Below are 13,411 nucleotides of genomic sequence, written 5' to 3' on the forward strand. Positions count from 1 at the left end.
TACCTCTTTGTACTATCTATTTAGTTGATTACGCATTTTTTCCAATTGCGTACGAATGCTTCCATCGATGACTCGATGATCGGCTTCAACAATTGCGCCACCAATAATAGAAGAATCAACGCTTTGTTTTAATTCTACTTTTTGATAGTCCATTGTTTTTGCAACATTCTCTTCAAGTCTTTTTAATTGTTCATCTGATAATGGCACTGCTGTTTTTACACTACCTAGCAGTAGCCCTTTGTGTTCATTGTAACGGTGCTCATACTCATCGATCATTAACCCTAAATCTGACATACGGTTGTAATTATAGACAACTTCTAAAAAGTTTTTTACGATTCCGTCATAGCCACTGACAAGTTTGTCCATGATCACGCGTTTTTCATGAGGTTCTAAGCGGACATCACTCAGGATATTCCCTAATTCAGGTACAGAAGTATAAACTTGACGTAAACTCAATAGTTCCTGATAGATTTCTTCCTGATTGTTTGAAGCGATCGCCAGTTCAAACAATGCTTTTCCGTAACGTCTACCTACTGTATATTTATCTAGTTTCATTGGTTGAACCTAGACCTTCGATATATTGATTGATTAAAGATTCATGCATTTCTGGAGAAAGCTCTTTATTCAAGATCTTTTCCGCAATTTGAAGTGAAAGATCTGCAACATCATCTTTAACAGAATTCAATGCTGAATCACGTTCCATCGTGATATCAGCTTGAGCTTTGCTTTTTAGACGTGCGACTTCTTCTTGCGTATCCTTCAAAATATTTTGACGGCTTAATTCTCCGCTTTCTTTCGCATTTTTGATAATCTCAGCTGCATCTGAACGAGAGGCTAACAATTGTTGTTCGCGTTCTTGTTCTAGTTTTGCTGATTTGATGCGAGATTGTTCTGCAGAATCTAAATCATTGGCGATCTTGTCTTCACGTTTTTTCAAAATATCGCTGATTGGTCCCCAAGCAAAATGTTTCAATAGAACCATTAATATCAAAAATGAGCCGCTGACAACGATGATATTTCCTAACATCGCATTGCCAACTTCTGCAATTACCAATTGATTCAGCATAGATTAGCCTTCCTTTCTTTGTGGATCCAGTTTCTTAAAAACCGTTTAACAAGGTTGTGTAAGAAGTATGTTGAGATACAACAAACGTGTCAACCTGATTGATGATGCTTAAACGGCAAAAACAAGGATCAAGGCAATAACAACACCTAGAATAGGAACGGCTTCGACTAGCGCTACCCCGATGAACATTGTTGTACGTAATTGACCTGACATTTCAGGTTGGCGTGCCATTGATTCAATTGTTTTAGAGATTACTTGACCATTACCGTAACCAGCTCCGATGGCTGCTCCCATGATTGCGATTGCTGCTGCGATATAATTCATAATTGATTTCCTCCTAATAGTTAAAATAATCTTTTGATGAAATTGATGTTACTCTTCTACTTCTATCTTGTGACTCATATAAACCATTGATAAAGTGACAAAGACAAATGCTTGGATGCTTCCGATAAATAATGAGAACGCGATCCAAATCATCTCTAACGGAATTGCTAATGGCAATGAGAACCAGCCTAAACTTGTCATCATTTTTGCGATCAAAGTTAGCAAAACTTCCCCCGCGTAGATATTCCCATAAAGACGTAGAGCAAGTGTCAACAAATTCGTAAACTCTTCGATCACCTTCATTGGAAACATAAAACTGTATGGTTTCAGGAACGAATTGACAAAGTAACCTTTAAAGCCGAGCTTTTTCACCCCGAATAAATGAGTAAGTGTGATCATAATAAATGCCAAAGTTAAAGTTACAAACGGGTCTGCTGTAGGACTCTTCCAAAGGGTCGTTTCGTTAGGTAAGACGATCTTTGTCACTAAACCGATATTGTTTGCCACGAAAACAAATAGGAACAGTGTAAATGCCAAAAAATGAAAATTATTCAATTCTCTTCTAGGCAAGTTATCTGTCACGATCCCTCGTGTAAAGTCAATGACCCATTCGATCGCATTTTGCTTTCCAGTTGGTTTCATTTTAAGATTTCTTGTAAAGAAATAAACCAAGAAGAAAACAATCAAACATGTTAATAACACCATCAAACAAACAGTACCATCAAACCAAATCGGTCCAATATGGAACGTTAGCGAGCGTTCATCCAATCCATTTCACCTCTTTTCTCAGAATTTCACATAAAATCACTTTCATGTGCGTATCTGGTTTTTCTCTATCAGTTTCTAACCAAACGGTATCATACCACCATGAAAAAGAAATTTCAAAACATTTTCATGAAAATTAGACACTTTTTTGTTTCAGTCTAAAAAATGAAAAATCTGGTGTCAAATATCACCGTATTTATAGTAGAAAAACCTTTGATATTCATGTTTTATCAGATTAAATGCTAACAAATTTTATCATTAAGTAAAGATAAAAGCACTGAATATGCGAAAAAGGATAATGAAATTATCTAGAGAAATTTTTTAATGTTCGATCAATTTGACGATCCACATCTTTTCGTTTCAAATCTTCCCTCTTATCATAGGATCTTTTCCCTTTAGCTAGACCTATCAGTACTTTGGCATACCCATTTTTGATATATACTTTCAAAGGTACAATCGTAATCCCTGCATTTTTTGCTTCTGTCGAAAGCTTGATGATTTGTTTCTTACGTAACAGTAATTTTCTTGTCCGTAATGGATCATGATTAAAGATATTTCCTTGTTCATAAGGGCTGATGTGGACATTGTGCAAAAATGCTTCCCCATTACGGATCCGCACGAATCCATCTTTTAAGTTGATTCGACTATTACGAATCGATTTGATTTCTGTTCCTTGCAAAACCATTCCAGCTTCCATAGTGTCAATGATCGAATAATCATGGCGAGCTTTTTTATTTTGCGCGATCAATTTCCCCTCGCCTTTTGGCATGGTACATTCCCCCAATTCTTTCTCGTTTCTCGTTCTATTTTTTCTTTTTCTTATTTTTTATGCCTTTATAAAACGGCTTTTTCCCTTTTTTTCCTGAACCTTTTTTCCCACTACGTTTTTCATCTGAACGTTTTGGCCGTTTATTTTTATCGGATCTACGGTCACGACTTCTTTGTTGATTTTTGTCCTTGCCATTTTTTCGTGCCTGTGGTTTTTCTAAAGAAGTCACTTCTTCGGCAGAAATCAACTCAAAATCAACGGCTCGTTCCACAGGATCTGCTTTGACTACCTTCACACGAACTTTTTGGCCAATTTTAAAGGTCAATCCGGTTCGTTCACCGACTAATGCTAGATGGTTTTCAATAAAGTGGAAATAATCTTGTTTGAGTTCATTGATATGGATCAAACCTTCTACTGTATTTGGCAATTCGATAAATAAACCAAATTTCACGACTGAGCTGATGATACCATCAAATTCTTCACCCACTTTATCCAACATGTATTCTGCCTTTTTCATGGAATCGACTTCACGTTCGGTTTCAACTGCTCGTCTTTCCATTTTTGAGCTATGATCAGCAATCTCTGGTAACTCACTTGCCCAGTAAGATTGATTACTTTCACTTGGATCTTCGCCATACGAACGAATCAAACGATGAACAATCAAATCTGGATAACGACGAATCGGTGAAGTAAAGTGCGTATAATATTCTGCCGCTAAACCATAATGTCCAAAGTTATCTTCAGAATAACGTGCTTGTTGCATACTTCTTAGCAACATCGTATTGATTACTGCAGATTCAGGTTTGTCTTCCACTTGCTCGATTACCTTTTGCAGATCTTTCGGTGTGATCGTACCTTTTGTACCTTTGACTAAGATCCCTAGAGCAGAAGCAAAGTCAAAGAAACGTTGCATTTTTTCTTCTTTTGGTTGTTCATGGATCCGATAAATGAAAGGGAATTTTCTATCAGAATAATGTTGTGCCACTGTTTCGTTGGCAGCCAACATAAAGGATTCGATCAATCGTTCGCCAACCCCACGGCTTCTTAATTGGATGTCCAGTGGATGCCCTTCAGGATTGACCAAGATCCTAGCTTCACGATCTTCAAATGAAATGGCCCCCCGACGGATTCGCATCATTTCTAAGATTTCATGCAATTCTTTCATGGCCTCAAACATGGGTACCAGTGCTTCATAACGTTGCATCGTTTCTTCATCTTGTTCTTCTAAAATCTGATTGACTGCTGTATACGTCATCCGTTCACTTGTTTGGATCACACTTGGGAATATCTCATGAGAAATGACTTTCCCAGTCCCATCAATTTCCATTTCACAACTCATCGTCAGTCTCGGTACGTGTGGATTAAGTGAGCAAATCCCGTTAGACAACCGTTGTGGGATCATTGGGATCACTCGATCGGTCAAATAAACACTTGTCCCACGTTCGTAGGCTTCACGATCTAATTGACTGCCTTCAGTAACATAATAGGAGACATCTGCGATATGGACACCTAAAAAATAATGCCCATTGGCTAACTTTTTGACTGTTACTGCATCATCTAAATCTTTGGCATCTTCTCCATCGATTGTGACAATCATCTGGTCTCTCAGATCTCTACGTCCAATTAGATCTTTTTCACTGATCGCATCTGGCACCGCATCTGCCTCACTTAAAACGTCATCAGGAAATTTCGTAGGTATCCCATTAGCGACTACGATCGAGAGTATATCCATTCCAGGATCATTTTTGTGACCGATTACTTGTTTGATGATTCCCTCTAAGCTTGTCGCATAGCTTTTTTCTGGATAATGAGTCAGTTCGATCAATACGATACTCCCGTCAACTGGGCGTACCCCTTCAGCTGCTGCATAGACTTTAAAGTGACTCATCTTTTTGTCTTTAGGGATCACTACACCATAAAGATCTGTTTCTTTGATTTCTTCATCTGTATAGGCTACAAATTCTCCAGCAAGCTGAGTAACTGCTCGCTGACGGATCTCCATCACTTTCCCTTCAGCACCACGATCCATAAAGGTATCTGCTGTCTTGATGATATCGATGGCCACCGTATCGCCATCCATGGCATAACCAGTCGCCTCTTTCGGAATATAGATGTCATCTTCTTCTGGGTCGATCGTGACAAAACCAAATCCTCGTTCGTTCGCTCTAAAAATTCCTTCCACCAATATAGGTTGCAGTGGTAATTTGACTTTCCCTTTTTTTGTGAAGACTACACTTTGCTCTCTTTCCATCTGAGCAATCGTTTGTACGAGTAGTTTAAAATCTTCACTTTTCTGAAAACCTAGTCCTTCAGCAATCTCTTCCATTGAAAAGCTCTTTTTTCGATTGTTTTCAATAAAAAAGAGTATCTTTTCTTTTAATGTTTCTTTTGTCATTGTTATTCCTCATTCCAAGGTAGTTTCTCTAGAAAATCCAGCACATCTTTTTCGAATTCCTTTCGAGCTGCACCAACAGTAATCACATGTTTACTTTCTGGATACCAGTGCAGTGAAAGAGATGTTTGTGCTAATTTCTTAGCTGTGGTATACACCCCATATGGATCAATCATTTCGTCTTGAGCCGCTTGAGCTAAAAATACCGGAGCATGGATTTCTGACAACTTGCCTTCTGTTATTATTGCTTGTTTCTGTATTTCTTCTAATTGTTGGTTGATTCGCGGTCTCAACTCAAGCACCCGTTCTTCGATTCGATTTTCTGATTCACCTGTCATTTTCAACACTTGACGAACATACTTTTCAAAGTTTTCTGGCACATGATTTTCTACTGGTGAAATTGGTGAACAGAAAAAACCGCCACCGATCAACGACAACTCCGCTAAAGATCTTACCGCAAAAATCCCTCCCATGGATAAACCTAAAACAGCGATCTCAGTGAAGTTTTCCTCCTGTAAAAACTGGACAGCCTCTTTTGTATCTTGCCACCACGTTTGGGGATCTTGATCTAAAATATCTTTAGGCTCTAATGTTCCATGACCTGTGAAACGAGGCGCATAGATGGTATAATTGGACTTTTCTAAAAATCTGGCTAACATCCGCACATCATTGGGACTACCTGAATATGCATGCAACAACAGGACCGCACGCTTCCCATGTTTTTCATATAAAGGTTGTGGTAGACTTCTCATTTTTAATTCACCTCATTGACTCTATTTTACCATAGTTGAGAAATACCTTCTTATATAATGGTCTTAATTTTAATCACAAAAAGGGCCTGGGACATCATAAAATTCCCAGGCCCTCTATTTGATTGAAAAAATGAAACAATCTTTTATGACAATCTATAGCCAATAGTTTTTAAGACTGATTATTTTGAAGATAAAAGGACTAGTACGAATAATAAAATCATCCACACCGCACCCATCACAGCAGTTGAACGTTGCATCACCGCTTCAAAGCCACGTGCTTTTTGTTTACCGAACAATTGATCTGCACCACCGGTAAAAGCACTAGCTGCACTATTTTGTTTGCTTGGCTGCATCATGATCGCAATAACCATCAAAATAGACAGGACGATCACAATCCCTAAAATCACATTATACATTAAACAGCCTCCTTTCTCGAAATATCGTCATTCTAACTTTATCATATAACCAACACTGTGACAACAGTGTTTTGAACAAGAGAAATTCGTCAGAGGCTGCGATCTGTCTCTTACGGCTTTCATAAATCCTTTGCCTCACTAAAAAATGCGACAACTTGATATTAAAAATCATTTATGCCATACATCTTCATATTCGGTTTTTTGTTCAAATTCTTTTTTTGCATATGGGCATAAAGGGATGATTTTCTTTTTCCTTTGTCTAGCTAACTCTACGCCACTTAACACCAGTTTTTCGGCTAATTTTTGTCCCCGAAATGCAGGATCCACAAAAGTATGATCGATGATCATGAGATCTGGACCAGCATCAGCCCAAGTCATTTCACCAATTTCATTTTGTTGTTCATCAAGTAAGACCATTCGATTCTTTTCCTCTTTGATTTCCATTCTAGACATTCTCCTTTTTTTTTGCTTTTTGTACTTAGTCAAAAAGCACTAATTCAGAGGTTTTTCTTAAATATTCACCCTTTGTTCAATAAATGAAAAGATGACGGTCCAATAGGTTTTTGGATCTTTACTAACAGCTTCTAAATGCTCGGCTTCTGGCACTAACAGTAATGCTTTGTCGCCAGCAGTAGCATTTTGTATCGTGTAAGCTGCTTCTAGTGGGACAAAGTGATCCTTTTCTCCGTGAATGATCAGAACTGGCAAATGATTACTACCCAATTGTCTCGTTGCTGAAGCTTGTTTCAATGAATAACCTGCATATTTTTGTGCATAGCGGTTAGCATAACGCATGACGATTTTTTTAGGAAAAATAGTCAATTTACTTAACATATAACGAAATTCTGAGTAAACAGACACAAATCCACTATCTAGGATCAATCCTTTCACTGCCTTGGGTAATTTTTCACCACTGGCCATCATGATGGTAGAAGCACCCATTGATCCTCCATGTAAGAGGATTGAAGCTTCTGGTTCTTTTTTCACTATTTCATTGATCCAAAGAATCAGATCTAAGCGATCTAACCAGCCCATCCCAATGATCTCGCCTTCACTTTCGCCATGCGCGCGCAAATCGGGGATCAAGACATTAAATCCCTGTGCAGCATACTGTTTACCGATATAAGACATGTCTTTTTTGCCGGTACTACGGTAATCATGGACACAAATCACCCATTTTTTTCCCGATTCTACAGATATAAACATGCGTCCGCTTAGTTTTAATCCGTCATGACTTTTGATCGTAGTTGGCTTTCCTTGGTGCCAAAAGTCTTCAGACTGTTCTTCTAATTTTTGCCGTTGTTCCTCTACCGTGGTCAAAGAGGCAGGATCCATCAATTGATGACCTTTTTTTTCATACCACTTTGTACCTCTTTGTAACCCAGCTTCAATCAATTTTTTTGCGTAGAAGTATGCAAGAAATTGATAACAAATGAATAATAAAATACAAAGCAGCAAAATATAAAAAACAACCACTTACATCCCTCCTTTTCCCATTTCTTTTACACTAAACATCTGATGGATGAATCTTTTTAAAACAATGATCAATAAATAGTGATCCTTATAGTGATATCTTTTATCCTATCACTGATACCTATTGGTTGAATTGCTTTTTTTAGGGTCGATTCTACCTTTCAGCAACCAATAGTAAGATAACATTTACTTTCTTCTTAAAAATCAGTATACTAATGCCGTGCATTATAATCAAGGACTTACCTTGGACTGGTTCGGAAACTTCCCAGAATAAAAAACTAAGTGTCTCTATAGAAAGGAGATTGGAAATAATGCGAAAGGTAATCATCGATTGCGATCCTGGTATTGATGATACGTTAGCTTTATTGTTAGCGATCAAATCACCAGAAATACAAGTCATTGCAATCACCACTGTTTGTGGGAATGTTCCTGTTGACTTAGGAACAACAAATGTTATTAGATGTTTAGAACGATGCAATCGTTTAGACATCCCTGTCTATCAAGGGTCTTCTCAGCCGTTAAAAGAAACCTTTACTAGCGCACAGGATACCCATGGGATGGATGGATTAGGCGAAACAACTTTTCCGTTAGCTTCAGATAAGCAAGTAGAGTCACTCCATGCTGTTGACTTCTTAGCTGATTATTTTGCTCAACCATCTGAAACTTCAGTAATTGCCCTTGGACCACTGACAAATATCGCAGCTGCTTTGCAGCAAAACCCGCAACTTGGTCAGAACATGGATCGTTTCGTTTCGATGGGTGGCACTTATAAAAGCCATGGTAATTGCTCGCCAGTTGCAGAATACAATTATTGGTGTGACCCTCATGCAGCCGCTTATGTTTTTGAACACCTGGAAAACATGATCGAAATGGTTGGATTAGACGTCACTAGAGAGATCGTTTTCACACCTAAGCTTTTAGAATACTGTTGTCAAATGAATCCAGCTGAAGGAAATTATTTAAAAGCGATCACTCGCTTTTATTTTGACTTTCACTGGCAACAAGAACGAATTCTTGGTTGCGTCATCAATGATCCGTTAGCTGTTGCATATTTTATTGATCATAACATGTGCCAAGGATTCCCTAGTTATACTGCGGTCGAAACACAAGGGATCAGTCGTGGGCAAACACTTGTTGATCGTTATGAGTTTTGGCAAAAAGAAGCGAATAGCCAAATCATGACAGAAGTCGACACTCAGCTTTTTTTCCGTAAGTTTTTAACCATTCTTTTAAATGCACAAGAAGAATTGATAAAAAAAGATCTGGAAAGATTAAAGTTGGGATGAATGAAATGAAACAAAAAAAATTAACAACAAGAATGGTCACAGTTATGGCACTATGTATTGGATTGAATTTCCTCGGAAGTACGATTGCTTTATGGCTTCGTTTACCGATCTATCTCGATTCCATTGGAACGATTTTTGCTGGTGCTTTATTAGGTCCGATCCCTGGTGTGCTGACCGGTTTATCTAGCAGCTTATTGAGTGGTGTTACTACAGATATATTTTCTCTGTATTATTCCCCGATCCAAATCATCACTGGGTTACTAGCAGGTCTGATCTTGCCTTCAAAACTACAAAACCATGGATTAATAAACCGGCTTTCTTTGTTCCTTTGGGCACTCGTATTGTCTTTACCAGGAACGATTATTTCTTCCATCATTACAATCAAGTTATTCGGTGGTATCACTTCCTCTGGCTCGAGTATGATTGTCCAATTATTATACGGACTAGGATTGAATCAATCAGCCAGTGTTGTCTTGGTACAAACAGCAACAGATTACTTAGATCGCCTATTATCCGTTATAGCGGTCGCACTCGCTGTTTCTGCATTGCCACGTCAAGCCTTACTAGTAAATAAAAAATAGCATGCGATTCAGTTACGAAACAACTTCTAACTAAGTTATAAATAAAAAAAAGAGGTCGGTAATCGACCTCTCAGACTGTAGACAAAAAGGAGTGGCTTAATTTCCAGCTCCTTTTTGTCTACGATCTGAGCTAAAGTATACTAATATACTTTAGCCTTCTTTATTGCATAATCATGCTAATAGTTTACAGTTCTATACCGGATTGCCATTTTATAGGACTATACAAGGATACATAACGAATCTCATCGTAGCCGATTTTTGTTTCTTATATATATCCCTAATTCGTCAGAACCTTTAACCTTACCAGTAACATCTGGGTAGGAATTTCCATTTAGGTCTCTGGCTTCCATCTGAATGCAGACCGATTTATCCTTTAGTCTAGCTTCCTCTATAATTCTATTTACTTCATCAAGTCCCATTTAAGGTTTATGGGAATAGGAGGTTAGCCGCTTTTTATAATTTTTGTTTATTAAGTCTGCATGTTCAGAGAGATAGAATCCTGTTCATTTAAACATTCCACGATCATCTTATGAATCTCCATAGCTCATTTTAAACATTCCTTCCTAATGGCCGCCGACTTTAGTGCTACGGCTAACAGCTGTCGCGCCTGGCAACAAAGAGCTTGTATGGATCAATGTCCTAAATCCATATCTACTGCGAATTTCATCACGCAAGAAATCAAGTTTTTGGGGTACGGGATCGACAGTACGAAAAGTTGCGCCTTTTCTAAATCCGAACTTTTAGTACTTATCACTCGTCATAAAAGAGTCGTAATCCCCCGTTTTCGGCTGACTCATTATGCTGAATGGAATTCGATGATAGATTCTGGATTAGGTGGAATAAATAATATGAACAGAGATACAGAGAGTACAGCATTTAGATCAAAAGAAATAGACAACGAAGCTTATTTTTTAGAAGAAGCGAAACGTAAGAGAAAGTCAAAAAACAAATAAAAAGGTTCTATAATATCTAGTGTTGGTGGAAAACAATTTTATTTTCTGCTAACACTATTTTTTGTAAAAAAATAGAAAAAGAGATATCCAATTTGATAGAATTAAGTCGCCTAAAACAAACTCATCAAGAAAGGATATCTCCTTGGACTATCATACTAATGAAATTATGTTTGGGTAAAAAAATGAGTTTTATCTTCATGGGAGGCCAGACGAATCAAATTCTCGGTCTTCTTGAAAGTCGTAAACTAACTTATCTACGTATCTATTCTCTCGCTATACTCATCAAGCCAAAGAGAATGTCCAATATATCGTCATGGATATGAACACTCCTTATTTTGAATGAGCGAAAGTATTTTTTCCATGCACAAATCGTCACAGATCGTTTGCATATTATCCGACATATTCAGCGGGCATTAAATCATGAACACTTATCGTAAGAACGATCGTCTGAAGGATAAACGATTCAAACATTACTGGAAGTTATTCCTAAAGGATTCTTATCTATTAGATAGCTTACGCTATCGCTATGATTATTCCTTTAAGCGTCCGATGACTGAAAAAGCGATCGTTGATGAATTACTCAGCTATGATTCCACATTGAAGTTGGCTTATGATACATGTCAACTTCTTTTCTATCACTATAAACAAAAAGATACGAACTACTTTTTCGTAGTGGTGAATACCTTAGACACACATTACCTTACCAATATTTTTTTGAATGACCTACTTGAATTGGTATTGTGGAGTGACTTCTTGCCGATTGTGTGTTCGTTTCTTCGATACATTTTGACGAAGCGTATTTCTTTTTTCAATACTCCTAGTGACAAGATCTGAGAAACTTAGAGTCGATGGAGTTTGTGTTGGGCTCGTTACTCCTTGTTCTTTTATAATGAATTCAGTTGTACTGTTGTGACTTTTTGTCATACTAGTCGTTGTAAGGTCTGAGAATTCCTTTTTTAACATATTTTTTGCTCTGTATTTTAGATTTTTTAAAGACTCCGTGTGTACAGGCATTCTTGTTTCTTCCCTTATTTCTTTACTTGGGCTATCTGTACTCACATTATCCGTTACTTTTGTTGTGTCCTGTTCTTTCATTTGGTTTACTTGAAGATTTACCTCTAAATTTGAATTTCTAAACAGATAAGCCATTGCCGTATAGAGGAACAGAAATTTCAATTTCATTTTTTGGTTATCTGTACTTCTTGGGACACGAACGATTTCATCAATATCTCTTCCTTCGATAATGTCTCTTAAAATAATTGTTGATAATTCTGCATCTGTCAATAAAAAATTATAAAACAATACCTCATCTTCATACATTACCCTTATAACCTCAGACTTGGATAAGTTAGGTAAATTCAATTCTTTCGCTAAATGATCCACAAAGATACTGAAAGGTTGAGAATCTAAATTTATTATGTTATTGAGTTCTTCATAAAGCCGTCTTATTATTTGTGCTGTAGTCAATTCCGTCCCTCTTGGGGGACAACATTGAACTGCCAGATCTTTTGTATATGAAACAAGATGTGACCCTTCATGAATTAACGTTGAAGAAGGTCTTATTGTTAACTCATAATCTGGAGCTCTTTGAGGATCCAAATGATAACTATCTGCAAAAATAATGACCCGACATTCTCCATCAACTGGAAAAACCACTGCTTTCGGCATAGTTGGATTAAGTGTTGATACATAAACATCTGATCCCTCTTTCTTAACGAATGCATCACTCCAGACGAACAAAATATTTTCATAGTCCCATTCCTTTGATTGCTTATAGAAGTCTTTGGTTTTTTTCAACCTATTCAAAAGTTTTTTAATCGTTTCTGTTATGATGAGTTCTTGGCTAGGGGTCTCATCTATTGAAAATAATTTTGTTAAATATTTCCCTTCCTTAGATTGTGAAAGAGTTTTATCAAACTTAACTAATTCAATCGCTTTGTCAAGTTCAAATTGTGCCTGCTCGGCTTTTGCCACAGCTTCTTTAAGCTCAGCCTGTGCAATAGCTTTGTCAAGCGTAGATTCTGCAATCTGGACTTTTGCCACAGCATCGTCAACCTCAGCTTTTGCCACAGCTTTGTCAACCTCAGCTTTTGCCACAGTTTTGTCAACCTCAGCTTTTGCCACAATTTTGTTAAGCTCTGCTTTTTCAGTAGTTTTGTCAAGCAATAATTTTTCAAGCATGGCTATTCCGGAATCTGCAAAATTCATTAATTGTTCAAGATTATACTCTATATCTTGAACAAACGGCTTGAGAAAATCTGGCACTTTATCAGGCTTAACCCCAGCCATTGTTTTAAAGGTAGAATTGGGCGGCAAGAGCCCTTTAATTGTTGCCAAAATATCCTGTCTTATTCCCTCGTCACTATGATAATATGTATTAGGCAAATCTGAAACAAATTCAGTTAACGGTGCAAGTCGAACGTTAGGATCTTCTATTCTTGGAACTACATCTTCAAAAAGCTCTGCTTCTCTAAGTTTACTCCATAAATCACGTTTTCCTGCGGATTTGGGAATATCATTAATTACCACTTGACCAACACCTGTACTTGAAGTACCAGATGTCCCTCCTTTCGACACTCTTGATGTCCCTGAGGTGCCCAGTGTCTTTCCTTTCGACACTCTTGATGTCCCTGA

The 13,411-nt window shown here is 37.6% G+C and carries 14 protein-coding genes and 1 riboswitch; of the genes, 3 read left to right on the forward strand and 11 right to left on the reverse strand.

Features of this window, described 5'->3' with window-relative positions:
* Positions 1-12 precede the first annotated feature (12 nt).
* The 10 genes from atpH to A5844_RS08465 all read right to left on the reverse strand — a co-directional run bounded on the left by atpH (position 13) and on the right by A5844_RS08465 (position 7,960).
* Entirely contained in the window at positions 13-555 is a 543-nt protein-coding gene (gene atpH / locus A5844_RS08420) for an ATP synthase F1 subunit delta (protein WP_086284760.1), read from the reverse strand.
* Positions 542-1,066 carry a F0F1 ATP synthase subunit B gene (gene atpF / locus A5844_RS08425; protein WP_086284761.1) on the reverse strand — a complete coding sequence of 175 codons (525 nt, stop codon included), beginning with the start codon at positions 1,064-1,066 and terminating at the stop codon, positions 542-544. Before atpF ends, atpH begins: the two co-directional genes overlap by 14 nt.
* 108 nt (positions 1,067-1,174) lie before the next feature.
* Positions 1,175-1,390, reverse strand: a complete 216-nt coding sequence (gene atpE, locus A5844_RS08430; RefSeq protein WP_010718599.1) for an ATP synthase F0 subunit C — start codon at positions 1,388-1,390, stop codon at positions 1,175-1,177.
* A 48-nt stretch (positions 1,391-1,438) separates the two neighbouring features.
* Positions 1,439-2,158 (reverse strand): F0F1 ATP synthase subunit A, encoded by a 720-nt coding sequence (atpB, locus tag A5844_RS08435; RefSeq protein WP_086284762.1) that lies wholly within the window; start codon positions 2,156-2,158, stop codon positions 1,439-1,441.
* 301 nt (positions 2,159-2,459) lie between these two features.
* Positions 2,460-2,924 (reverse strand): SsrA-binding protein SmpB, encoded by a 465-nt coding sequence (gene smpB / locus A5844_RS08440; RefSeq protein WP_086284763.1) that lies wholly within the window; start codon positions 2,922-2,924, stop codon positions 2,460-2,462.
* A gap of 34 nt (positions 2,925-2,958) precedes the next feature.
* Positions 2,959-5,319 carry a ribonuclease R gene (gene rnr / locus A5844_RS08445; RefSeq protein ID WP_086284764.1) on the reverse strand — a complete coding sequence of 787 codons (2,361 nt, stop codon included), beginning with the start codon at positions 5,317-5,319 and terminating at the stop codon, positions 2,959-2,961.
* A gap of 2 nt (positions 5,320-5,321) precedes the next feature.
* Entirely contained in the window at positions 5,322-6,068 is a 747-nt protein-coding gene (locus A5844_RS08450; RefSeq protein WP_086284765.1) for an alpha/beta hydrolase, read from the reverse strand.
* A gap of 179 nt (positions 6,069-6,247) precedes the next feature.
* Complete coding sequence (gene secG / locus A5844_RS08455; protein ID WP_086284766.1) at positions 6,248-6,484, reverse strand: preprotein translocase subunit SecG; 237 nt, start codon at positions 6,482-6,484, stop codon at positions 6,248-6,250.
* Between the two features lie 168 nt (positions 6,485-6,652).
* Positions 6,653-6,970, reverse strand: coding sequence for a GNAT family N-acetyltransferase (locus A5844_RS08460; RefSeq protein WP_256924541.1), 318 nt, complete (start codon positions 6,968-6,970; stop codon positions 6,653-6,655).
* A 24-nt stretch (positions 6,971-6,994) separates the two neighbouring features.
* Positions 6,995-7,960, reverse strand: coding sequence for an alpha/beta hydrolase (locus tag A5844_RS08465; protein WP_086284768.1), 966 nt, complete (start codon positions 7,958-7,960; stop codon positions 6,995-6,997).
* Positions 7,961-8,200: 240 nt separating this feature from the next.
* Positions 8,201-8,245: riboswitch (PreQ1 riboswitch) on the forward strand.
* A 23-nt stretch (positions 8,246-8,268) separates the two neighbouring features.
* On the opposite strand from A5844_RS08465, the gene A5844_RS08470 reads away from it, so the two are divergent.
* The 3 genes from A5844_RS08470 (at position 8,269) to A5844_RS14425 (ending at position 10,777) form a co-directional block, all read left to right on the forward strand.
* Positions 8,269-9,243, forward strand: a complete 975-nt coding sequence (locus tag A5844_RS08470) for a nucleoside hydrolase (RefSeq protein WP_086284769.1) — start codon at positions 8,269-8,271, stop codon at positions 9,241-9,243.
* A 5-nt stretch (positions 9,244-9,248) separates the two neighbouring features.
* Positions 9,249-9,824 carry an ECF transporter S component gene (locus A5844_RS08475; RefSeq protein WP_086285244.1) on the forward strand — a complete coding sequence of 192 codons (576 nt, stop codon included), beginning with the start codon at positions 9,249-9,251 and terminating at the stop codon, positions 9,822-9,824.
* Between the two features lie 815 nt (positions 9,825-10,639).
* Positions 10,640-10,777: a hypothetical protein gene (locus A5844_RS14425; RefSeq protein ID WP_154670121.1), complete on the forward strand. Its 138-nt coding sequence runs from the start codon at positions 10,640-10,642 to the stop codon at positions 10,775-10,777.
* A gap of 723 nt (positions 10,778-11,500) precedes the next feature.
* On the opposite strand, the gene A5844_RS08490 is transcribed toward A5844_RS14425, so the two are convergent.
* Positions 11,501-13,411, reverse strand: a 1,911-nt coding sequence (locus A5844_RS08490; protein ID WP_218776172.1) for a flotillin family protein, incomplete at its 5' end; no start/stop codon positions are given.

It is taken from the genome of Candidatus Enterococcus wittei, assembly GCF_002140175.1.
Classification (GTDB): Bacteria; Bacillota; Bacilli; order Lactobacillales; family Enterococcaceae; genus Enterococcus_B; species Enterococcus_B wittei.